Source organism: Vibrio hyugaensis (genome assembly GCF_002906655.1).
Lineage (GTDB): Bacteria > Pseudomonadota > Gammaproteobacteria > Enterobacterales > Vibrionaceae > Vibrio > Vibrio hyugaensis.
Genome location: NZ_CP025795.1, coordinates 1,394,241 through 1,418,471 on the forward strand (window position 1 = coordinate 1,394,241; position 24,231 = coordinate 1,418,471).

Genomic DNA, 24,231 nt, shown 5'->3' on the forward strand with positions numbered 1-24,231 from the left:
TTGAGTACCCATTCACAATATCTGATTGTATTTAAGGGGACTAACGGATAGTTTTGATGGAACACTTCAACAAAAACGATGGATGAGTTTTAGATATGGATATCGATGCGTTACGCAGCTTTCTGGCTTTTGTCGAAACGGGCAGTTTCACTCGTGCAGCCAAGCAGATCAATCGCACCCAATCAGCGTTCAGTGCACAAATGCGTAAGCTGGAAGACGAACTCAGCGTCAGTTTGTTTGAAAAAGAAGGTCGCAACCTAGTATTGAGTGAAGCAGGATTAGCACTACGCTCTCACGCCGAGCAATTGGTCAGCTTGCACAATCAAGCACTGAAACAAGTGAAACGTTATGAAAACAAGCGCCCTCTTCGCTTAGGTTGCCCCGAGGATTACAATGACAATATCCTACCTAAAGTCATCCGCGTATTACAACAATCTGAGCCCACATGTTCGATTCAAGTCTTCAGTGAGCCAAGCATCTCCTTGAGAGAAAAACTCGATGAAGGAAAGCTCGACGCCGCTATTGTGACTAGAGCACCGGACAGTGAAGAAGGATACTGGCTAGCAAGCGACAAAGGCGTGTGGATTGCTCACTCTGACTTTGACATCGCGCACGCTCAACCTCTCCCTCTCGCCCTATTCCAAACCGACTGTAAATACCATGCGGCAGCAGTAGACGGATTAACCAAACGTGGTATTCCTTATCAACTACTGGCGTGTTGCAATACGGCCTCTGCACAACGAGCAATTGTACGTTCAGGCATGGCTATCGGTGCGATGGGCAGTATTAGCGTTAGCGAGGATCTTAAGATCTTAGACGATATGCCATCACTGCCTTCCGTGGATATCGTTTTGGTCACAGGTGTCGAGCCTCATCCAATACTGGATAAAGAATGCTTAACGCAATTGGTTGAGTTAATGGCTTAAGCTTTTATACCCAAGTAACCTCGAGATGCTTGGTTCAGCGAGAATGACTTGGCTGGCAGACGCGGCAACGATTTGAAGATCTAGTCGCTCTAAATTAAAAATCGTTAACAAAGTATGCAAGCCAAGACAACTCGCCCTTTGGGAGCATGTCACTGAGCCGACTTCATCGTCAAACAACTTGGAAAGAGCCTGCTATTACACTGCATTGTTTTCCTTGAACTCGAACCAGTGACAACACTCTGAATCCTGCATCTTGAAGTCACTTGGGTATAATACTACACAAATAAAAAATGCCCCTGCTTGAGAGTCAGTAAGCAGAGGCATCGTGAAATTGAATGTGACGTTAGGAATTACGAAGCTTCGAACGCCAATGCTTTCTTCTCTACCTGACGGAAAATGAGAGTTAGCACACCATTTACAGTTAAATAAAATGCACCAGCAATACCAAATACCGTCAACGTATCGTAAGTTTGTGCGTTAATGCGCTGCGCATAACCCATCAGATCCATAATCGTAATCGTGCTTGCTAGTGACGTGCCTTTGAAGACCAAAATCACTTCGTTCGAGTAAGCCGGTACAGCGCGACGAATTGCGTATGGCAGCAGCACTTTTAGCGTTGCCGTTTTGTTCATACCCAGAGCACGACACGCTTGCCATTGGCCGGAAGGAATCGCGTTAAACGCTCCTTTGAACAGCTGAGTACTGTACGCCGCGGTATTGAGCGCTAACGCCAACATCGCACAGAACCAAGGTTGGCTTAGCCATGTCCAGAATACGCTTTCTCTTACTGCATCAAACTGACCCGGACCGTAGTACACCAAGAAGATCTGTACCAATAAAGGCGTACCTGTGAACAAGGTGATGATGCCACGGCTTACCCAATGCAAACCCGGAGTACGTAGGATCAGAGTCAGCGTCATCATCAAAGCTAAGAAACAGCCCACCACCAAAGAAGCGGCGGTCAATTGAAGGCTAGTGCCTAAGCCATCCAGCATTTGCCAAACGTGTTGTTCGTTCATGCGGTCGCCTCCTGTCCCATGCTCATGCCTTGAATTGAGAACTTCTTATCAATCACTTTCACTGCACGTTGCGTAACAAGCGTAATCACTAAGTAAATTGCAGCGGCCGTTGCATACCATGTAAAGGCTTCGTGCGTGGCGGCTGATGTTAACTGCGCTTGCTTCAACAAGTCCGTTACACCAATCAGTGATACAAGTGCGGTGTCTTTCAGCAAAACCAACCATTGGTTAGTTAAACCTGGTAGCGCGTGCCTTACTGCTTGTGGCAAAACAATGCGAACAAAAGCATGTGCTTGACTGATGCCGAGCGCACTTGCTGCTTCTCTCTGCCCTCTTCCAACCGCTTTCAATGCGCCACGTAGAGTTTGAGAAGCATAAGAAGCGAAGATCAATGACAACGCCACCACACCAGACAAGAACGGGCTAACTTCAATAAAGTCGCCGGTGATTAAAAACAGAACCTGCGTCGAACCAAAATAGATAAACAACACGACAAGGATTTCTGGCAAGCCACGTACAATCGTCACAAACGCCGTCATTGGCCATTTAACGAAAACGCGGCGAGACATTTCACCACTGGCGAATACCACTGCCAGAATCAAACCGACTAAAAGGCTTGTGAAGGCTAGCTGGACAGTCATCCAACTAGCTTGAACAAGCGATAAAGAGTAACCCGTTAGTGCCATATTACTTACCGAAGTACTTGTTGTAGATTACGTCGTATTCGCCGTTCGCTTTCACTGTTTTCAGTGCCGTATTCAGCTTGTTCACTAGCTCGTCGTTACCTTTGTTTACTGCGATACCGAAACCGTTACCGAAGTATTTAGGGTTAGTGACGTGCTCGCCCACGTACGCTAGGTTGTCTTCTTTCTTAAACCATTCTGCTACGACTGCTGTGTCACCGAATACAGAATCAATACGGCCATTCTTCATATCGATGAATGCGTCTTGGTAGCTTGAGTAAGGAACCGCTGTTACACCCGGCATTTGCTCAATCAAGTAGCTTTGGTGCGTCGAACCGTTTTGTACACCAACACGCTTACTTTCTAGTGCTTTTTGATCAGCCACTTTTTCTTTGATAGAAACAAACGCGGCTGAATTGTCGTAGTAAGGGTCAGAAAAGTTCACTTGCTCCAAACGCGCGTCAGTAATGTCCATTGCAGAGATAGCCGCATCGTAACGCTTGAATTTTAATGCAGGGATCAGGCTGTCAAAAGATTGGTTGTGGAAGGTACATTTTGCTTCCATTTCTTTACATAGTGCGTTCGCCAGATCCACATCGAAACCTTGGATTTGGTTGTTTTCATCCATGTATTCGAACGGTGCGTAAGTCGCTTCCATCGCGAATTTGATCTCTTCTTGTGCTGCTGCGTTCGCTGAGACGAGGCCGATTAGTGAAGCTAGTAGAATCTTTTTCATTGCAATACTCCGTGTGTACTTAGTGGGCTGACACTCGCAATGACAGCCGAGCTTATCTGTTAAATAGACTGAACTTTAAAAAACGTAATTTAGTGATTTAGATAATCGGCAAACTGAGTGGTTTGCGGATTAACAAATGCGTCGTGCGTGCCGTGTTCTACGATGTGTCCTTGTTCTAGGTATAGGACATGGCTAGCGATTTTCTTGGCGAAATCCACCTCGTGCGTCACAACTACTTGTGTAATTCCGGTTTCGCTTAAATCATTAATAATTTTGACCACTTGATTCGTGATTTCTGGGTCAAGTGCTGCGGTAGGCTCATCAAAGAGCAACACGTCTGGTTTCATCATCAGTGCGCGAGCAATCGCCACACGTTGCTGTTGACCACCAGAAAGCTGCATCGGCCATGCATCCGCTTTGTCTGCCAAATGCAGCGTCGCCAGAATTTGCATTGCCTGCTTCTTCGCTTCTTCTTTGTTCATGCCAGAGACTTTTACCGGAGCCTCAATTAGATTCTCCATCACTGTCATGTGTGGCCATAGGTTGTACTGTTGGAACACCATGCCCACTTTACGACGAAGCGCTAAACCTTGTTTCTCTTTGATTTCAGTTGAAAAGTCGAATGTGTCATCGGCGATGTTTAATTGGCCGTTATCCGCCCCTTCAAGAAGGTTAAGAACACGTAGTAGAGAGCTCTTCCCTGCACCACTTGGACCAAGTAACACCAACGTTTCTCCGCTTTCACAATTAAAACTGACATCGTGTAGAACTTGGGTATCGCCGTAAGACTTATTGATACTTTTAACTTGAATACTCATGCTGCCATACTGCATTAATTGTCATCTAGGAGTTATACTAGCAAGAAAGAGATTTTATGCAATAAAAATGTATAAAAATTTAGATTGTTAATTTTTTGTATAAGAAACAACCAACTCAGCAGAGTATATGACTGGTGCAATGAGTGGGGTTTTAACCGGATTTGTTGATCAAAAAAGCCCATAATTTCGATAGCTTAGAATTCCATTGGAGACTTAAACTGAAGCTCTGCAGCGCTATTGATTGAGAGCATCATTCCGAAAGAAAGTGACTGGTTGCATAAGCACCTTTCCCTCTCATTCTGAGAAAGATCTCGCGTAGCAAATCCCCTATCCTTCAAGATTCAAAATTGAGAATGTCCATACTTACTTTAGAAGAAGCTGATCCACAAAGATTATTCGAACCATAAAGAATTTATAAAGCAGTTACATTCCGGCCATTTCTTGAATTGGTCATACCTATCGCTAATACTTTTCTCGTATTTTGACTCGCAATTTGAGTTATCGACGTTTTTGATAGGGACAAGTCAATGATGAAGCCATATCGTTCTGCGCTGCTTGCGCTTGGTTCTTTGAGCCTTCTTTCGCCTACTATTTGGGCCAGCACTGCGCTCGTATTACCTGGATTACATGAGCAAGGTATCGATTTGCGAGATACTCCTGTTTCCGCTGCCGCGGCACTTGAATGGGAATTGGATAATGCCGATGTTGTATTTGGTGCTTATCAAAACAAAAGTGATAACGAACACGTCAACGCCATTGGTTACATGTACAACCAAAAGCTAGAGCTCAATTCGAGTTGGCTGGAAAACACAATTCGTAATCAAGCAGACTTAAATGGCATCGATTACGAAGATTACTTTCTGCATTTTTCTGAAGACACCATCATTGCAGAAGTCGATAAAACCCATGGTGAAAACACATTGCTCAATCGAAAACCAATGATTGTCGGTTATACAGCAAGTGCCGACCATGCCGGTTTTTCGCTCTACCAGCAACCGCCTTGGGATGCAGATGTGTTTGAACAAACCAATAATGGTGGCGCATTGTATGTCTACCATTCCGAGCAGTTCGACCGCTTAGTATTTAAATTCTCTCAGTTTGCTCAAGGCGGCACTTTCAAGATTGAGTACCCTTCTGCCGCCAATGCATTTGGTCAAGTATCGCAATGGAAAAGCGTCAATATTAAGAAAGACAAAACCGAAAACATGACCAAGAACCAAACCGTCATTTGGTCGGTTCCTTCAGATTGGATTCGAGCTACCACCCATGATGGTAGCGGATTGAGCTATGGCGGTGGTCAGTATTTTGGCTCGACGTTTTTGCGCGATGGAGGGCGTTTATACGCAATTAAAATTACTTGGCAAGGTGACAACGTCGATCATCGCCCTCGCTTAAAAGAAGTGAAGTTAAAAAACACTTTCAAGATCGTTAACCTGTCCGATGCACCAACAACAACGTACGACGGTCAATCTATTGAAGGGTGGCGGAAAATCCGTGGTTTTGACAAATCAGCAGACTTAAATCAAGACAACTATCTCTCTTGGAGTGAGTACAAAAATCGCACGAACAAGCAAGCCACTGCCCGCTTCCGATGGGAATCTCGCGTGATCCCATTTGGTCGTATGTGGAACCAAAGCTCATCATGGACACTGACCAATCTTGCCAATCCACAATTTGCTCAAGCAATGCATAACTATTATCAAACAGAGTGGGCACAACAAGGTTTGAATGGTGCTTACAATGACGATACGAACAAACTCATCGGTCCCAATCAGTTTTATGTTTACTCTGGTGGTACTGTTGAGGAACTAGGCTTTGTGGCCGGTAGTGAAGATGCCGATGAGCTCTATAAAGCACAGTTCTCGGCATTTTTAAACAAACTCGCGACACTGCACGTAGATTCGTTGATTGGCCTAAACATTGGGACAGCAAATCTGTACGGAAGAAATGGTCAGTCACACTTAATCAACGCCGGTTCATTGTATCTACGTGAGCACTATCTATTTCCTTCTACGGGCTTTAGCGGCTATGCCGGTTTAGCCAAATTTTGGGATAATTCAGCTCTAGCCAAAGCCGATCAAAAGGTGATTTTTCAAGCGACAACTCGTCATGGTCGCGTTCAATACTTTGGTAACACGGAAGAGAATTGGAAACAGGACCAATATTCTGCACTGGCCGCGTTCTATTTAAACCATCATCCTGACCGTAGCTACTTTAACCAATGGAACAGCAGTTATCAGTACGGAAGTAATAACACCACAGCCGATAACTTTTGGAAGGCTGGTGTACCAAAGAATATTGCTTATCAACCTAGTGCATTGCTTGCTATCGATTTAGGAGCCCCAGCGAATCAAGTCCCAGAGAATATGATGGCGACCCCGTTAATGATGTCCACCAGCACGCCTACTCCTTCGGATTACACCGTCATTGGTGATTCAACTATGAATGAAGTCGTTCATGCCGATCTTCCTGATGGGTTAGCTTACGTATTGCCTACCTATACATACTTTGCTTATCAGTCAGAAACCAATGTAGTCCCTCAAGGCCCAACAGAAATGGTGTTAGCTCGTGAGTTCAGCAAAGGCCGTGTGTTATATCGCACTGACTTTTTCGGTAAAAGTGCAGACTATTTCTCAGCGCCGAAAATCACCATCCATTTAGATAAGCCAATTAGACCAGTAGATAGAAACGGCGACATTGGTGAGTATGTATCGCAAATAGAGATTGGAGGTTATGAAGGGCTGTTTTTGCTGTATTGATAATAGTTTTTTAATCCTTCTTCCTGTCCTACCAACAGTCATTCTCAAATCATTTTTGACAGTGATTCAAAGACAGCGCTATTTATCCCTCTACACCGCAAGCCTACTATTTCCGTCACAAAGCAGTGCATGACTCCCCTTCGCACTGCTCCATAATAAGGATTTAAGTATGACTGGTACTCACGCGTCAAAAACGATAAAACTTGGTGTCACTAACCTTTCTTTCCACCGCGTTACCGCTTCTCTTGTTAGTCACGTGCTCAATGATATGGGCTTTGAGGTTGAGCGAGTTTATTCACCTCATGAAGAGAACTTTTCAAAACTCAAATCCGGTGAAATAGATATGCTTTCTTCGGCTTGGTTACCATCAAGTCACGGCATTTACAAAGCATCGGTAGAGGAAGTACAACCCTTGCTAGAACTGGGCTTACACTACGAACCTTACGCGCTTTGGGGTGTGCCAGATTACGTGCCTGAAGAACTGGTATCAGAAGTAAGCGACCTGACGAAACCAGAAGTCGTAGCGCAGATGAATTCGGATATTCAAGGCATCAACCCTGGAGCGGGCATTACACGCTTTTCGATTAAGATGATGGACGAATACTCGCTGACCGAAGCAGGTTACCGTTTCCACACAGGGACGGAAGAAGATTGCTTTACTGCATTTGAGAAGGCGGTAGAGAACAAACAATGGGTTGTCGTGCCACTTTGGAAGCCTCAATTTCTTCACTATAAGTACGCAATTCGAGAAATCGCAGAACCAAAAGGTTTGCTGGGTATTGTCGATAAAGCCGTTTTGCTATTGCGCCAAGACAAATCAGATAAATTTACTCAAGATGAGTTGAGCAGACTGGACGCGCTACGTTTCTCAAACGACATCATTGCGGAATTGGATTACAAAATCAGTCGTGAAGGACGAGAGTTAGACGCGGTGACACGTGAGTGGTTAGACAACCAGATCTAACAGGTTTTACTCAGTTTATAGTGCTTTGCCTTGCTTCCATTGCTAAATTGCTAAATTGCATGGCAAAGCACGTTGAGTTAGTACATGGTGTTCCCGTTTGCTGACTCTTTCGGGATTTCTTGCAAGGCATCCCAATGCTCGACAATCTTGCCATTTAAATCAAAGCGGAAGAAATCCATCGTCACGTATTCCACGTCATCAGGCCAAGTTTGGTGCGTATGCAGCGCCACTAAATTGCCCTCTGCGACGGCTCGAACAAACGTAATGTCTTTCTCTGGGTACTCTTCCTGCATTCTCTCGAAATAAGCGATAAAAGGATCAGGGCCATTACCCACTAATGGGTTGTGCTGAATATACTCGTCCCCTACGTAAAGCTCGACCGCTTTTCTTGGGTTTCCTCGATATGCCATCTCATAGAAAGCAATGGCATTGCGTTTGTTCTCTTCAATATCGATTTGCAAGGTGCTCATGGGGTTCTCCTATTCAACTCACGATCGTCTACAAAGCGTAGTCAAGAATTAAAGCGCGAAGCATTTCCCTCGTAACGAATAAACAAAAATGCCGCACTGTGTCATGCGGCATTTAGAGTTTGATGAGAAGTGCTCTTTACGATCAGTTGGTTGTTTTCTCAAATCTCGCGACAAGGCTGGTTTGGTCGAAATTACGATAACCTCGCACCATAATGCTGAACGTCCCTGCCGGTTTATTTAGAACACATTGTTCATTGCTCCCATTTTGAAATGGACGACAATCAAAGTTACTGACTGACACTTGATCGTTGTATTTCACAAAGAGATCCGCATCGCCACTTCTTGGCCCAGACAAGGAAATGGTCACCTTACCCTCCTCTTGAGTTTCAAAACTAAAGAACTGTTCCTCTCCATAGCCTGCTCGTAAATTCTCAACAGGTTCACCATCTTGTAAGGGGGTCACGCCAGTCGTGCTGTCCATGCTTGATTCAATCAAATAAGCGATAGCAAGCTTTGCAAAGTTGCTGACATGCGAGGCGGTCGGGTCTGAATTTTCCAACGTATCAAATTGGGTGTGAATATTTGGGTTGTAGTCTTCAAACAAACTTTCGAATGGCATGGCCGCCGGATAACCAGCATTGTGCCAGGAGGCATGGTCAGAACATGCATAGCCACAGCGATCAAACTGGTAGGTGATTTCAGGCGTGTACACATCAATCAACTCAGACAGAAATGCCGTCAAGTTACTATCGGTGTAATCGGTGATGAATGTAATATCATGCGCAGAACCGCTGTAATTGGTCATGTCTAATTGCAACACGGATAGCACGTTGGCTTTTTCGTCTTTCAGCATTTCAACAATGTCTTGCGAACCTCTCAGCCCAACTTCTTCCGCGGCATAGCCATAGAATTTGATGGTTCTGTCTGGCTGGATACCGCTGGCAATCATTAAGCGAAGTGACTCAGTCACCGTTGCAATACCAGAAGCATCGTCATCAGCGCCCGGAGAAATGGTTCCCTCTTCTGTCCATGCGCCAGCTGTTGAGTCGAGATGCCCACCCACGACAACAATTTCTTCGGGATATTTCGCACCCAGCAACGTCACTTCGACAGATTTTTGTGGGTAGCCGCGATGGGAAATTTGCTCCGCAGAAGCATAAGAGACACCTTCAATTTCTTGGCTCCAACGCGCCAGCAACCAATCAGAGGCTTCAACACCCGTAGCGGTGGTATAAAAACGATTGGTAAATGACGTCATGCCTTCTATGGTCTTCACCAAGTTCGTCGGCTCTACTTGATTGATGAGAGCCTCAACCGTGTCATGATGGCTGATCATCGGTTTGTTAAACGTCTTCAATGTGGTTGGCATGGTTGCGGCTTTCAATGCACTGGCTTTGTCTGGGTGCACCATATACCCACCACAGCGATGTTTTTCATGATGCATGTGACTGGATAGCGTCGCTAACTGATCTGGCGATATTTTCGCGACCACAGCGGGACGAGCACCAAAGAAATCAGAATAAACCGTGGCTCCGTGTTTGGTAATCAGATCCAACGCATCCGCATCGGTGGTGATCCAAACTTGTTCTTGCTGGGTCAATTCATTGGCTACAACACTGCTGCTCAACGTACTGCTCAACAATGCCAATGCTAAAAGACTCTTTTTCATGTTGGTATTTTCCTTTACTAACCTTACTGACGAAAAAAGGGCTCCGTCTGGAGCCCTTTTGCTATTGTGTTGTTATTTGTTTGGTTTGATGAATCGGTAACGCTTGGTTTCAGAACATACGTTGCCCGATGTACATACTTGGTATTCCACGTCGATAGTGCCATTGTGTTCAAACTGGTCGACGTAAGACTTAAAGTCTGTTGCACCTACGTTCTTGCCATTACGTTTAACAATGAAGTAATCGTTAGTGTCATACTTCCAAGACAGCTTCACGCGAGCTTTACCATTCGGGAACTTGTTACCGAAGTTGAGTTTGAGCGGGAACGCATCTGTTTGGCCTTCTTCAATCGTCACCGTTTGTGTGGTTGATGTCGCACTGCCTGCATCGTCAGTGACGGTTAACGTCACCGCATAATCACCAGCTGCCGCATAAGTGTGCGTCACCACTTCGCCGGTTTGCGCGCTACCGTCACCTAGGTTCCATTGGTAAGAAACGATGCTGCCGTCGCTATCGCTACTGGTGCTATGAAGTGTCACCGCTTTGCCAGAGACAGACTGATCAAACGAGGCTACTGGAGGAAGGTTTGCACTGCTATCGTCGTACGTTGCCGTTAGCTCTGCACCGTCATACTCAGCGTAACCAAATACGTTCACGGTATAGCGACCTTGCTCTGGGTTCTCAATCACACAAACTTCATCACTAACAGACAAGCTAGAACAAATGTTTTCATTCGAGCTTGGTGCGTAATCTAAACCAACGTAAATGTCTGGGTCACCGTTTGGCACCGTTAGATTGATCGTAAGTTGAGGTTTGCCTTCCGGCACTTCGATATCAAAATAGGTTTTCGACCCAGTTGCGCCATCTACGGTCACTGATTGACCGTTTTCAAGACGCTGATATTCTGGCTCTGGCGGCAGTGGCGGCTCAGCACATGGCTCAACACCGACAATGCCGAATGCATCCATAACCGCAGACGCGTCATACCCTAGGTCGTTTGCTGCGTTCTTGACGCCACATGCGCCTTGCCAAAAGTCACTATCTTGTGACCAGTAGATTTGGTTCGCGAGCACAAACAATTCAAACGCCTTTTTGGTATCCCAACCCGATGTCGTTGCTAAGTGGTAGAAGGCTTTGTTGAAAACACCCGAGCTGTAATGCACATTCAAACCATCATAGTAGTCTTGTGCATGGTTGATGGAAGAGCCATCTCGTGAAGGATCATCCATGTAACGCAATGCCCCATCCTCTTTAAAGATGTCTTTGCCGACCATCCAGTCATTCTCGCCCTTCATGTAAAACTCGGCAGCTTCGCCAGCCATATCTGAAAAGGCTTCATTCATACCGCCAGATTGATTGGCATAAACCAGCCCCGAGTTTTGCTCGGTAAAGCCGTGGCTCACTTCATGAGCTGAGACATCAAGGCTGACCAATGGGTAGAAGTAACTCTCACCGTCACCAAACGTCATCGCTTGGCCGTCCCAGAACGCGTTTTCGTAACCCGTTCCATAGTGGACACGCATCATCAGTTTAAAAGTAAGTGGCGCAGTATCGAACCAGTTTTTGTACATATCGAACACGATATTGCCAAAGTAATGGGCATCATTCAGTGGAGAGTAAGCACCGTTTATTTCTTGGAATTCATTGCGCGGGCACTCATAACTGTATGGTGTAGAACCTTCAGTTGCACCATTTAGGTTAACCGTGACAACGTTCTCCGACTCCATCACACAGTTGGTGCCATCTTCTTGGACATCAAGAAAATGATAATCCGTACCATACTCATACATGCCTGTTTTTTCATTACCACCTGGGCCGGTACCAATTTGCGCATGTGCAATCCCTTCCCAACGATCGATAACTTCGCCGCTGTGCGCATCTAACATGGTAAATGGGCGAGAAGGTTGAAGGCTGTTTGCTAGCAGATAGGAAACTACGTAAACCAATCGCGTTTGTTTGCCATCTTGATAAATGAATAACTCATCTTCGACGTTTCTTAGAAATTTGCCTGCGATACCTTTATTCTCAAGGTTCTTTGACGCAACTTTTAACGCTTCTGCTCGGTTCAATTTAGGCTTTACAAAGCTTCGGTCTAAATCGTTCACACGTAAATAATCGCCTTGTACGGCCTTTAAAGCACCGCCTTTAAAACTTTGAGTCGCATTAAGCGAATGCCCCCATACGGGAATGCCCCAAACATTTTGTTGAATCTTTACCTTGTAAATACCACGCTTCTTTAGGTAGATGCTCTTAACTTGTTTAAAGCTAGATGCATTATTAACACCTAATTGCGAATTAAGCCCAGAGAAGTTGGTAAAGTTCACTGGCTTATTTAGTGTGACTGATTCACCTGCATGTACTGACATCGTCATTACACCTGCAACAGCGATAGCTATCAGACGTTTCTTGATTTTCATTTATCTATCTCCTTGATGTATTCGAGTCGAATCTATCAGAAAAAAAACACACCGAAGTCGATAATTAAAATCAATAAAATAGTTGTGATACATCAATTAAATAAATTCATGCAACTGGTAAAAATAAAAATTACAATTTTATGACAAGGTCTTTTTTTAGGAAAAAAGATCTCATTTATAAAATGTGGAAATATTATTTTTATCACTAGATATTTTTGTTTAAAAATATTGTTTGTTTTATCCAATTATGAATAAGGCATACTACTAACACTAAATGATTAGAAATACATAAGGAGGGGCAATACTGAACCAAGCGGTGAAGTTAGCATAATTGACTTTATAATTTCAAATACAAAAACCAATAATCAAATATCACTCTTAAATTCAGAATGAATGCCATCCCAATTAAAAACCACCACTGAGATTATGATTATAATCGCACTAAAGACTGTTTAATTTAAATGACTAAGTAATACTAAAGTAGATACCAACCACTATAAGCCACATTAAAATAAAGGTCATTAGAAGAAAGTAGTCAACATAGAGAATATAAAAACAATAACTCTGAATAGATAAATTACAAATAAGATAATAACAAACAGGTTTTAAACAAGAGGTAAAAGGATAGATTTATTAAAACCATTAAAAACAAAGACTATGTTTATTGATAGGACAAAATCAAACAAAGTGGATATAAATATAACCACCAAAGTTCGTTATATTTAATAATATTAACAACGGTGGAGTTACCTAAGGAAGAGAGCAACGTTAAGAAAATAAAAAAGGCTACCCTTGGGTAACCTCACACTTTTATTCGTTAATGCATCAATATCAAACTAATTCGCCTGCACCTTGAATAGAACGTTCACTGTTCTCGACAAGGAAAACCGTAGCAGTTTGCTTTAACGTCTCCCACTCGGCATCTTCGACAGCAATACCCTCGTCCCAAGATTGCTTTTGTGCACGGCTCAGTTCTTCCCCTTCTATGTGGATGGAGTACCCTTGTGAGCTTGCTTCGATATCAAAATCATTGACGGAGAGCTCAATTGTCATGCTGTGGTAATCCGTACTGTGATCTTCCACTTGGTCAGAGAAAAAAAACCTCTGGTGCAATATGCCCTCGGTTAAGTACATACAAGGTGCGTTTTGGGCTAGTCCCGTTTACCCATTGAGCACGACAGGCAATCCCCTTTGCTGAAAGCCTTGCGAGCTCACTGTATGCTAACCATCGATTGTGACATTGTTTGAGTGTAATGGTGACCGATTTCGTGTTAATCATTTTCTCAAGTGCAAAGTCCAACACTGCAGGCAGATGACATGCGACGCTACCATTATGCAATTCGATTTCGATGCTTGAATCCGTATTTCCTGTAATAGTCACTGCACAATCGGAGTCCAAATTAAGGAATAAACTCGCGTTGTTAAAGTGACGAACACCATTCAACCCAACCATCTGTAAATCGGCAACCATATTGGCAATCACATCGGCTTCACCACAATGGCGACGCATACCAAGAAAGGCTTTGTTTACTGCTGCTACCAGCTCGTTATGCGAGACGATCATAATGCAAAACCTCTACTGATTTTTTGATTGTCACTTTGCGCGATTTCTTCACGCTCGGGCATGATGGGAAAGATCCATGTATCGTTATAAGCTGGGTCACGAACCTCATCCAAGAGCGGCGCGCCTTGGAAGAAGGTTACGCGCACCCATCGGTCTGAACGCGGGTCAAACTTGGTCGCGCCAAACACAGCTAGCTTGCAGCGTAGCAAATGCATTGGCAGCGCATCTTCTCGCAGCACATTCATTTGAATGTCGCCCATTTCACGGTTACCAAGGGTCCATACTCGTCGTGTAATCGCTCGGTATTGCGGATTTTGCAATAAGAATTCCGCAAGTGATGTTTCAGGCAGACATTTCAACAATGCATGGTAGTAGCGATTAACTTGTCGACCTATATCGAGTGGCAACTCACGTTCTTCACCGATTTCTTCCCCACGAATGCCTAGTCTCGGTTCTTCTTTGTCTTGTGAGCGATACCAGAACCAATAGTTGTTCTCTGGTAACGTGTAGTCGGCATCGATTGACCAACGGTATTTGCTCTCTAGTATTTGCAAAACATCTTGAACGCTTTTTCCACCAGGAATAGAGAGTGACTCATCGGTGTTCATTTGGTTTTCAAATTCATCAACCAAAGGCGGGTAAAGCTCGATCAAACATGAAGTTAGGATTTCTTGGGCTTCCAAACTCATGGTTGTGGTTTGTTTGATCAAGCTTGCCCAATTCGAGTGCTCTGCCATCAAAGCATTTAAGTTAATTTGTAGCGCTTGGAGATCCGCAATCGCTTGATGATTAAGCTGATCTTGATGTTCATTGATTGTTATCACTTGCTCTAAGTGTCGCTGTGCTTTTTTAAGCAGAGCTTTTAACGGCAGCTCTAACTCGGTAGGTTCACATGGCATGGCAAGTACATTGGCAATAGCACGCTCACGTGATGTCATCCACTGGTCAACAATACATGGATGGTTGATTAAATATGGCGCCATACCCAAGCCAGTTGCGTTCCCTACACCGAGATAGCGCTGCAGACCTTTGTGAAGTGCAACAGCATTATCTCCGCCTTTTTTCGCAGCAAGGTAATGAACCCAATCTAAACTGAATTCACGCAGCATATAAACGGCACACATTTGTGCACTGAACGATTGGTTGAAATCAGGGTTGTTCTCCAGCAGTTTAAAATCGGCAATACCAAATTTACCGTTACCATAAACGGCGGTGGTTCTTAGGATGTAACCCACTTCTGCCAGTTCCGAAGGCTCTGGCTGCTCACCTTTAGAAAGCGCATTCACAATGTGTTCAAACACACGAACACTCTTATTCGCACGAGCAAGAACAAGCACATTGTTTGGATTGCGCCCCGCTTCTTGCAAAGGCACATTGGCTCGAAGTTGCTCTAACAACTCAACATTAACTTCACCTTTGACCAGCGCAAAGGTTACGTCCCATTTTTCAGCAATGACTCGGTCGTTACGCTCTTCATCAGCAATTTCATCGCAAAAAACAACCAAGTGATAAATGTGTTCCGGCGTCGCTAATTTGTAAATTACATGACCAAAACCGCGTGGACACAATTGCCACTCATGCTTGCTCACTCGCCATTCCTGACTCGCCATTTTTCGGATCAAACTTCGCACAAAGCTGATTCGATTTTGGTGCATAGCCCCTAGCCTGTCTGGCGCCATCACAATTGCAGCGTTGCGAAGTGTTGTTTCAGTGTAAGTAGAACGATGTGCATCCATTTTGCTCACCACCTATTTTTTATTGTAAGAATAAGGGCTTGTGCGGGTGTGGGGAGGATTCACCCACACAAGCGCCACGTTATTGGGTTTGATCTTTTTGTTATAACCGTTGTTATAGCCCTTGCTCTTTCGCCATCTTCATAGCGATCTGCGGTGCATTCCAAAGTGACGGTAACAGAATTAATGACACTGGAACGGCTGTAATCACGATGAAGGATTGCAGGGCTGATATACCACCAGAGCCAAGTGAGATGAGAATCAACGCCGTGATACCCATAGCCACTCCCCAGAAAGTACGAATAATCGCATTTGGTTCTGTCTCACCACTGATCACAACGCTGATGGTGTACGTCATTGAGTCACCGGTAGTAACGATGAAGATGGTGGTCAAAATCAAGAACAAGATAGAAATCAGCATCGGCATTGGCAGTTGTTGTGTTACCGCAAGCAATGCCCCAGGTAAGTTAAAGCCTTCAAACGCGGCACTGACACTGCCAGGGTTTGCGATCTCAAACGCTAGACCAGAGCCACCGACAATGGTGAACCAGAAACACGTCGTAAGCGGCGCGATGATACTGATGGTCGTAATCAATTGACGAATACTTCGACCGCGGGAAATGCGTGCGATAAAGATCGCCATCATTGGCCCATAGCCTAAGAACCATCCCCAGAAGAACACTGTCCACCAGCTCAACCAACCTTCATCACCACGGTAGGTCGCCATTGGGATAAAGTTGTCCAACATACTACCTACACCTTGAATATAAGCATTAAAGATGAAATCTGTCGGACCGAATATCAGGATGTAAACCATCAACGCCATTGCCAATATTACGTTGTATCGGCTAAGCATTTGCATACCACGATTCAGACCACTTAATGCTGAAACGGTGTAAAGTACGATGGCAAACAAAATGATGATCAATTGCGTGGTAAAGCCATCTGGGATATCAAATAGCACATTTAACGCGTAGCTAACCTGCAAACCTAAGAAGCCGATTGGACCAATCGTCCCTGCCGCTACAGCAATGATGCAGCACGCATCAATCAAAGCACCTGTTTGGCCTTTCAGTGCGCGTTCACCCAATATTGGGTAAAGTAAGATACGAGGTTTAAGCGGCAAGCCTTTATCGTAGTGAAGGTGCATCACCACGATAGACGTCAAGCTGCCAACAATTGCCCACGCTAAGAATCCCCAGTGCATGAAAGACTGTGATAAGGCATTCACCGCACCTTGCTGTGGATTTTCTTGTGGGCCATACAATGGCGGCGGACTCACGTAATGCGCAATTGGCTCTGCAGCTGCCCAAAAGACACCACCACCCGCTAGTAAGGTACAAAAGATGATTGCCATCCAGCGGAAGCCGTCCATTTCAGGCTTGGTCGTTCCACCTAACATCACCTTGCCTGTTCGCCCTGCTGCCAAACCAAGACCAATAAGAAAAGTGAGAAGAAGCAGTAATTGCCAATATGGACCGAAGACTTTTACCGACCACGCGAATCCAGTATTAACCAGTGTTGAAAGGAGTTCTCCATCATACAGTGCGATGGCAACGAACAGGGCAATAAAGCCGCCGCTATACCAAAGTGCGGGATTACTAAGCCCCAACTTATCAGGTGAGTTTTCTTTTGCTGTTGTGTCGTTGTGATTTGCTTGTGACTTCTTTGATGGCACGCTCATCGTTGAAGCTTTCACGCTATTGGTTAAATCAGACATACTCTGACTCCAGAGGTTCATTGCAGCTGCCATTGAACGGCTACAAACAGTGACTTTAACACCCGCCTATTATTGTTTTTTAACGGGCTATTCCTTGTTTAGTTGGGTTAGCTCTCTCTTGCCTCCAGACCTTCTGTGAGGAAGTTGAACCAGTTTTCACCCAGAATTTTTCCTGCCTCGGATTCAGTAAATCCGTGGCGCATTAAGCCGTTGTAAATGTTTTCCATGCCTTTGCTGCCGCTGAACCATGGCAACGCATCTGGCCAACCAGAGTTGTTTGCTGAGCCTTCGCCATAATCCATAGCTTTCGACCAACGACCGTTGCGCATCCACTCAAGCACTTGCTGTGGTTGGTTTAAACAAAGATCACTGCCGATACCTAAATGATCCACACCGAACAGGTCAGCAGTTTTCGCGACCATTTGGCAGAAATCTTCAAGTGTGCACTGGCTACCATTTGGTAAGTGGAATGGGTACAAACTAAAGCCAATCAAACCACCTCGTTCGGTGAGTGCTTTGATGACGGTATTCGATTTGTTGCGCAGCGCATCGTGAGCAAAGGTTGGATTCGCGTGGCTGATACAAATTGGGCGAGAAGAAAGGTCTATCGCTTCCAACGTTGAGCGCTCTGCACTGTGGGACATGTCGATGATCATACCGACACGATTCATCTCTTCGATGGCTTGTTTACCGAAACGTGTGACACCCGAGTCATTCTGCTCATAGCACCCCGTCGCCAATAAGCTTTGGTTGTTGTACGTCAGCTGCATAATCAGCAAACCTTGGCGACGCATGACTTCTATTAAGCCGATTTCATCGTCAATTGGGGAGCAATTCTGCGCACCAAAAAAGACGCCAACCTTACCCTCTGCCTTTGCTTTCTCGACGTCAGCCATCGAGTAAATAGGCATAATCAAGTCTGCATTTTGTTCGAATCTCAGGTTCCATTCGGCAAAGCGAGTTAAGGTTTCTCGTGCGTTTTCGTGATAAACGATCGTTGCATGTACAGCCGTAATGCCGCTCGCCTTCAGCGTTTGGAAGTATTCTCGATCCCAATTGCAGTACTGCAATCCGTCAATCACAATCCGTTGTTGGTACATAACCACTCCTTAAACGTTAATGAGCCTTTAAGGTTGGGCAGCGGAATGCTCGGCTGCCCTATTTCACTTAGTAAGGACGTTGATAAGCGGTTTTCACCACGGTGTAGAACTCTTTTGCGTATTGACCTTGCTCGCGTGGACCAAAGCTCGACTCTTTACGACCACCAAACGGCACGTGGTAATCCGTTCCTGCGGTTGGTAGGTTGACCATCACACAGCCAGTTTGTACCTGCTGTTTGAAGATGGCGCTGTTACGAAGGCTTTGTGTGATGATGCCGCCCGTCAAACCAAAGCGAGTATCGTTCGCTACTGCAATGGCTTCATCCAAATCAGAGACTCGAATCACACTTGCCATTGGCGCGAACACTTCTTCTTGGTTCACTTCCCAACTGTTTTGCGTATTGAGGAAAAGGGTTGGCGACATGTAGAAACCATCATGTGCTAAGTTCAAGCGCTCGCCACCGAACGCTAACTCCGCACCACTTTGGCGTGCTTTCTCAATCCATTCGAAGTTCGCATTCAATTGGTTTCCATCCACCACTGGCCCCATGAAGATGCCTTCTTCTAATGCGTGGCCAACTTTAAGCTCACTCATTCGTTTGATCAGTGCTTCAACGTAAGCATCGTGAATACCATCCATGACGACGAGACGAGATGACGCGGTACACTTCTGACCTGCACCAGAGAAAGAGCCTGCAATGGTTGCTTCAACTGCAATTTGAATGTCTGCATCATCGGCAACCACAAGTGCATTCTTACTGCCCATTTCTAACTGGCAACGGACAAAATTCGGTGCCGTTGCTGCCGCTACTTTACGTCCGGTATCAACAGAGCCAGTAAAGCTCACACCATTTACGTCTTTCGAGTTGATAAGCGTGTTACCTACTTGCGATCCACTGCCCAACACAAGGTTGAATGTGCCTGCAGGTAAGCCTTGACGATGGATAATCTCAGTCAGTGCAACCGCACTTGCTGGCGTTAAGTTCGCAGGCTTCCAAATGACGCTGTTGCCGAAAGCAAGCGCTGGCGCGATTTTCCATGCAGCTGTAGCGGTTGGGAAATTCCAAGGAGAGATAATGGCGATAACGCCAACAGCTTCGCGAGTTACCTCAACGGAAACGCCTGGACGGACGGAAGCCGCGTTATCGCCAATTTGACGCAGCACTTCAGCCGCAAAATATTGGAAGAATTGACCAGCACGGTAGATCTCACCGCGACCTTCTGCAAAAGGCTTACCTTCTTCACGAGAAAGCAACGTACCAAGTTCATCACAACGGGCAATCAACTCATCACCAATTGCTTGCAATACCGCTTGTTTACGCTCAATTGGCGTTTTTTCCCATTCGGGCTGTGCAACTTTAGCAGCTTGAATCGCTTGCTCTACTTGCGCTCCACTCGCCTGTGCAAAGTGACCTAAATTTTCACTGATGTCTGAAGGGTTAATGTTGGCAATCGTATCAACGCCCGATTGCCATTCGCCTGCAATATAGAGGGATTTTTCTGCTTGAACATTATTGATAAAAGTCATTGCTCTGTCCTTGTTCTTCCTGACGTCCAGTGGTCTTCCACCAGTTCATTAATCTGACTTACAAAACCAACTAAGTATTGGCTCTGTGCTTTTATAATTTACTCGGGCTGGCTCGCCGATGCGTACACCACAAATTCCACCAGCATTTCTTCGCGAGCTAATCCTGCTACCACCATCGCGGCACGGTTTGGATAAGGCGCCTCAAAATACTCCGCGTACACTTGGTTAACCGTTTTGAGATATTCACGATCAGTCACGTAAATCAGTACTTGTAAAACGGAGTCTAACGATTCACCCGCGCACTCTAAAGTATGGACGAGGTTATTGAAGGTTTGGCGTGTTTGCGCTTCGATACCACCCTCTACAACAGCACCTGTATCATCAATCGGAATTTGTGCCGTGTATAAAGTGCCATTGTTAACGATGGCCCACTCGAGTGGTGCTTTAGAAGCAAACAATGCGGTTTTGACTGGGTATTTTTTCGTAGAAGTATTCACGTGCCTTTCAACCTTTGTAACAACCTTGTTTCAAGATAGTTAAATACTGCACATTGACAGGCGATAAATCGAACGGTAAATTTTTTACATTTGATAAGAAAAATCTATCACCTTATTAAGACTAAGGTAAATAAAGGGATTGCAGAGGTTTCGCCATGAGTATCAAGCTTCAACAATTAAAGCATTTTGTGATGGTGGTCGAGGAAGGTGGTTTTCGAGCGGCATCACATAGAGCGAACCGCTCGCAAGCGGCGCTGTCAACGTCGATCAAAGAACTGGAAAAAAACCTAGGGCAAACGCTGTTTGAAACGGGCAACAAATCCAAGCTCACTCCCTTCGGTGAAATCTGTTTACCTAAAATTATTCAATTTCTCAACATCTACAGTGCATTGGATAATGACTTGAAAGCCGCCGCCGCGGGCCAACAAGGTCGGGTACGCATCGCTAGCGTTCCCTCCGTTGCGGCTAAATTGATTCCAAGTGTTTTAGGTGCGTTTTGCGAACAGTACCCAAACGTTGAAGTCAGCTTGATTGATGATAACGCAGCTGGCGTCGAAGCGCGTTTGTTATCAGGGGAAGTCGATTTAGCATTGGGTAACCCATCACATTTAGACGAAGGCGGCATCGAGTTTACCCCGCTAATCTCTGACCCCATTGGCGTGGTGTGTTTGAAGGATAACCCTATCGCTCAGCATCCAGAAGGAATCGAATGGCAAACACTGTTAGAACAACCTTTTATTCGAAACGGGACTTGTACCCTACTCGATCCCACTCCTGCACGCGCGCTAAGTGAACAAGCTTTGTATTCTGTTGAAAACATCACGTCTTTATTCTCAGTTCTTGAGCTTGGTATTGGTGTCACCACCTTGCCCAAATTAGCGTTCCCGACCAACGAAACTCGACTGGTTTGGATTCCACTGATCGATCCACCTTTAGAAAGACAAGTTGGCATCTTTACTCTGACGGATAGAACCATCTCCCCTCAGGCAAAAGCGTTTCATGATTTGTGCATTCATTACTTGAACTACCAAGAAGAAGTCGAAACTTCATAAGCATAACTCACAACTAAAAAAGCCCCTGACACGTTAATCATCAGGGGCTTTTTAAAATTTCATGCGTCAAAACACGTTACTTTCTGCGCTTGTAAACCACGCAGAAGTTGCCGCGCTTGGTGCGACACTTAGAGCAACGTTCGCAGTCCACTTCGGCGCGGTTACCGTCTTTCCAGCGCTTGATCAATTGTGGCTCTGCCAATAACGGACGAGAAAGCGCGAAGAATTGAATCTTAGTGTTTTCAGCCAAGTCTTCAATCGCACAGAAGTCGTTTAAGCCACCTACGGTAATCACAGGTACGTTCACGTCTTGGCTGATCACTTGACCGTACTCGTGGAAGTAGCCTTCTTCTTGTAGCGTGTAACCGTCGAACGATTCACCTACCATGGTGCTTGCGTTGCCATGAATGTTACCCGATACGATAATCGCATCCACGCCCACTTCTTCTAGCTTCTTACAAACAATGCGCGTTTCATCGAACGTCAAACCGCCATCGAAGAACTCTGTTGCTGTCAGTTTCACCAGAATCGGGAAATCGTCACCAACTAGCTTGCGCGTTTCGGCATAAATCTCCATAAGGAAACGCATGCGGTTCTCAAGGCTGCCGCCGTATTGGTCTTCGCGACGATTGTAATATGGGCTCAAGAACTGGTTGATCAAGTACGTGTGCGCCGCGTGGATTTCTACACCATCAAAGCCAGAATCTTGTGCACGCTTGCTCGCTAGCGCAAATGCTTTAACGATGTAGTCGACCTCATCTTGAGTCATCGCTTTGCCTTCAGTTTTGGTGCCGCGCTCTGGCACTTCACTTGGAGCAAAAATCACACGCTCTCCAACGTTGAAGGTCGTTTTTGTGCCACCGTAAGCGACCTGCATGACGATCTTAGAGTCATGCTCATGGACAAGGTCAGTCAGCTTTTTGTATTCATCGATGAAAGAATCGTTGTAGATCCCCATCATGCCTGCGTTCGGCTTCTCTTCTTCTACGATGTTTGCGTAGCCAGTAACGATCAGGCCCACTTCACCTTTGGCAAGTTCTTCATAAATGTCGTACAACTTCTCGGTCATGTGACCGTCTTCTGTTGCCATATTTTCCCACGTTGCACTGCGTACAAAGCGGTTCTTTAGTGTCATGTTGCCAATGCGGGCTTCTGAAAACAAAATGCTCAAGTCCAGTCCTCTTAAAATCTGTCTTTTTAGTTCTACATACCCAAGTGACTTCAAGATGCAGGATTCAGAGCGTTGTCATTGATTCGAGGTCAAGGAAAACAACGCAGCGGAATAGCCAGCTCTTTCCAAGTTGTTTGAAGCAGAGATCGAATTAATGACACGCTCCCGAAGGGCGAGTTGTCTTGGCTCGTATACTTTGTTGTCGATTATTGATTTAGAGTAACTAGATCTTCAAATCGCCGCCGCGTCTACGAACCAAGTCATTCTCGCTGAAGCAAGCATCTCGAGGTTACTTGGGTATAGATCACTACCGAGCAGGAACGAAAAAGGAACAGCGATACACAAAGCATGGCTGTTCCTTCTCTGAATTTCTGTTCAGTGCGATGAGCGACGCGAACCTTACCGCCGAAACTGCGGCAAAACTTTAATCTGGATTAAGGTTTGGTGAGATAGATCACCGATTCCGCATTCATTGGTTTTGTTCTCATCACAACTACTGATGTCATCAATCGTTAACTCAGATTTACTTTCCTCTAATGAATAAACGGCAGTGGAATCAACTCTAAGCCAAGCATGCCGCTGATGCTCATTACGACCAATAACGACACCTTAAACACCGCTTTGGACCATTGGATGTAGTTGTTGTAATTCACTTTTTGGAATGTCACTCGTGTCCACATAAAGCACACCGCTGCCGAGACCGCTAAATACTCGTACCCAGCTTCACCCAACATAAACAATCCGATAGCAACTACACCAAAAGCAACCACGTACGCTTTCATATGCTGATGCGCTTTAGCGATCCCCTCTTTAACAGGAAGTACTGGAATGCCTGCGTCACGGTAATCTTGCATGCGGAACATGGCAATCGCGTAGGAGTGCGGCATCTGCCAGAGACAAAACATGATGAAGAGTAAGATCGCTTCTAAGCTGATGTAGTTCGTCACCGCAAGGTAGCCCACCAGCGGAGGAACCGCGCCAGAAATGCTGCCGACTAAGGTGCCGTAGACTGAATTTCGCTTGTACCACATGGTGTAGAAGAAGACGTAAAACACGTAACCCAAGAGTACAACCACAGCCGAGAGCGGATTCACTAGTTGAAACAGTAACGCTGTGCCATTCAACAGCAATACCAAAGCGTAAACAAACGCCGCGTCGATGTTGATGTTTCCCATCACCAATTCACGGTTTTGTGTGCGCTTCATTTTTTGGTCGATATCGCGGTCGAAGATGTTGTTCACCACGCATCCTGATGCAATCACAAGCCCGACACCAACTAACGTTGTCAGCAACAACAGAAAGTTAGCGGGTTCTGATTTTGCGGCGAGGAAGAACCCCGCCGCAACAGAAATCAGGTTGCCGAAAATGATGCCCGGTTTAGTAATAGACAAATAACTTTTCAGCATA

18 protein-coding genes and 1 pseudogene are annotated in these 24,231 nt (G+C 45.3%); 4 read left to right on the plus strand and 15 right to left on the minus strand.

Annotated features, from left to right (window positions below; all coding sequences use genetic code 11):
* Positions 1-95: 95 nt before the first annotated feature.
* The gene (locus tag C1S74_RS23305) at positions 96-926 is read left to right on the plus strand and encodes a LysR family transcriptional regulator (protein ID WP_045402488.1); all 831 of its coding nucleotides are present in this window, start codon (positions 96-98) and stop codon (positions 924-926) included.
* Between the two features lie 350 nt (positions 927-1,276).
* Here the strand turns inward: C1S74_RS23305 and artM are convergent, their stop codons facing one another.
* The 4 genes from artM to artP form a co-directional block, all read right to left on the minus strand.
* A complete protein-coding gene (gene artM / locus C1S74_RS23310) occupies positions 1,277-1,945 on the minus strand; it encodes an arginine ABC transporter permease ArtM (protein WP_045402491.1) in 669 nt (222 codons plus the stop codon).
* Positions 1,942-2,631, minus strand: coding sequence for an arginine ABC transporter permease ArtQ (gene artQ, locus C1S74_RS23315; protein WP_038866518.1), 690 nt, complete (start codon positions 2,629-2,631; stop codon positions 1,942-1,944). Before artQ ends, artM begins: the two co-directional genes overlap by 4 nt.
* A 1-nt stretch (position 2,632) precedes the next feature.
* Positions 2,633-3,364, minus strand: a complete 732-nt coding sequence (locus tag C1S74_RS23320; protein ID WP_045402494.1) for an arginine ABC transporter substrate-binding protein — start codon at positions 3,362-3,364, stop codon at positions 2,633-2,635.
* 89 nt (positions 3,365-3,453) lie between these two features.
* The gene (artP, locus tag C1S74_RS23325; RefSeq protein ID WP_103415413.1) at positions 3,454-4,182 is read right to left on the minus strand and encodes an arginine ABC transporter ATP-binding protein ArtP; all 729 of its coding nucleotides are present in this window, start codon (positions 4,180-4,182) and stop codon (positions 3,454-3,456) included.
* A 530-nt stretch (positions 4,183-4,712) separates the two neighbouring features.
* Between artP and C1S74_RS23330 the strand changes: the two genes are divergently transcribed.
* Together C1S74_RS23330 and C1S74_RS23335 are read left to right on the plus strand one after the other, a co-directional pair.
* Positions 4,713-6,941 carry a hypothetical protein gene (locus C1S74_RS23330; RefSeq protein ID WP_045402591.1) on the plus strand — a complete coding sequence of 743 codons (2,229 nt, stop codon included), beginning with the start codon at positions 4,713-4,715 and terminating at the stop codon, positions 6,939-6,941.
* Positions 6,942-7,110: 169 nt separating this feature from the next.
* On the plus strand, positions 7,111-7,905 hold the full coding sequence (locus C1S74_RS23335) for a glycine betaine ABC transporter substrate-binding protein (RefSeq protein WP_045402498.1): 795 nt from the start codon (positions 7,111-7,113) through the stop codon (positions 7,903-7,905).
* A gap of 77 nt (positions 7,906-7,982) precedes the next feature.
* Here the strand turns inward: C1S74_RS23335 and C1S74_RS23340 are convergent, their stop codons facing one another.
* The 9 genes and pseudogenes from C1S74_RS23340 to C1S74_RS23380 form a co-directional block, all read right to left on the minus strand.
* Positions 7,983-8,375: a nuclear transport factor 2 family protein gene (locus C1S74_RS23340; RefSeq protein WP_005443841.1), complete on the minus strand. Its 393-nt coding sequence runs from the start codon at positions 8,373-8,375 to the stop codon at positions 7,983-7,985.
* A 142-nt stretch (positions 8,376-8,517) separates the two neighbouring features.
* Entirely contained in the window at positions 8,518-10,044 is a 1,527-nt protein-coding gene (locus tag C1S74_RS23345; protein WP_045402501.1) for a M28 family metallopeptidase, read from the minus strand.
* A 72-nt stretch (positions 10,045-10,116) separates the two neighbouring features.
* Complete coding sequence (locus C1S74_RS23350) at positions 10,117-12,459, minus strand: M4 family metallopeptidase (RefSeq protein ID WP_045402504.1); 2,343 nt, start codon at positions 12,457-12,459, stop codon at positions 10,117-10,119.
* A gap of 831 nt (positions 12,460-13,290) precedes the next feature.
* Positions 13,291-14,023, minus strand: a pseudogene (locus C1S74_RS23355) (DUF3726 domain-containing protein).
* A complete protein-coding gene (locus C1S74_RS23360; protein ID WP_045402507.1) occupies positions 14,020-15,759 on the minus strand; it encodes a hypothetical protein in 1,740 nt (579 codons plus the stop codon). Before C1S74_RS23360 ends, C1S74_RS23355 begins: the two are co-directional and overlap by 4 nt.
* A 112-nt stretch (positions 15,760-15,871) precedes the next feature.
* Positions 15,872-17,440, minus strand: coding sequence for a BCCT family transporter (locus C1S74_RS23365; protein ID WP_425275346.1), 1,569 nt, complete (start codon positions 17,438-17,440; stop codon positions 15,872-15,874).
* Positions 17,441-17,583: 143 nt separating this feature from the next.
* Entirely contained in the window at positions 17,584-18,576 is a 993-nt protein-coding gene (locus C1S74_RS23370; protein ID WP_045402513.1) for a membrane dipeptidase, read from the minus strand.
* A gap of 67 nt (positions 18,577-18,643) precedes the next feature.
* A complete protein-coding gene (locus C1S74_RS23375) occupies positions 18,644-20,104 on the minus strand; it encodes an aldehyde dehydrogenase family protein (RefSeq protein WP_045402516.1) in 1,461 nt (486 codons plus the stop codon).
* A gap of 98 nt (positions 20,105-20,202) precedes the next feature.
* The gene (locus tag C1S74_RS23380; RefSeq protein WP_009704646.1) at positions 20,203-20,601 is read right to left on the minus strand and encodes a RidA family protein; all 399 of its coding nucleotides are present in this window, start codon (positions 20,599-20,601) and stop codon (positions 20,203-20,205) included.
* Between the two features lie 155 nt (positions 20,602-20,756).
* Here C1S74_RS23380 and C1S74_RS23385 point away from each other — a divergent pair, with 155 nt between their 5' ends.
* Positions 20,757-21,653: a LysR family transcriptional regulator gene (locus C1S74_RS23385; RefSeq protein ID WP_038877196.1), complete on the plus strand. Its 897-nt coding sequence runs from the start codon at positions 20,757-20,759 to the stop codon at positions 21,651-21,653.
* A gap of 76 nt (positions 21,654-21,729) precedes the next feature.
* Here the strand turns inward: C1S74_RS23385 and C1S74_RS23390 are convergent, their stop codons facing one another.
* Both C1S74_RS23390 and cyoE read right to left on the minus strand, forming a co-directional pair.
* Positions 21,730-22,824, minus strand: a complete 1,095-nt coding sequence (locus C1S74_RS23390) for an NADH:flavin oxidoreductase (protein ID WP_045402520.1) — start codon at positions 22,822-22,824, stop codon at positions 21,730-21,732.
* Positions 22,825-23,357: 533 nt separating this feature from the next.
* Positions 23,358-24,230: a heme o synthase gene (gene cyoE / locus C1S74_RS23395; protein WP_045402523.1), complete on the minus strand. Its 873-nt coding sequence runs from the start codon at positions 24,228-24,230 to the stop codon at positions 23,358-23,360.
* Between the last annotated feature and the right edge of the window lies 1 nt (position 24,231).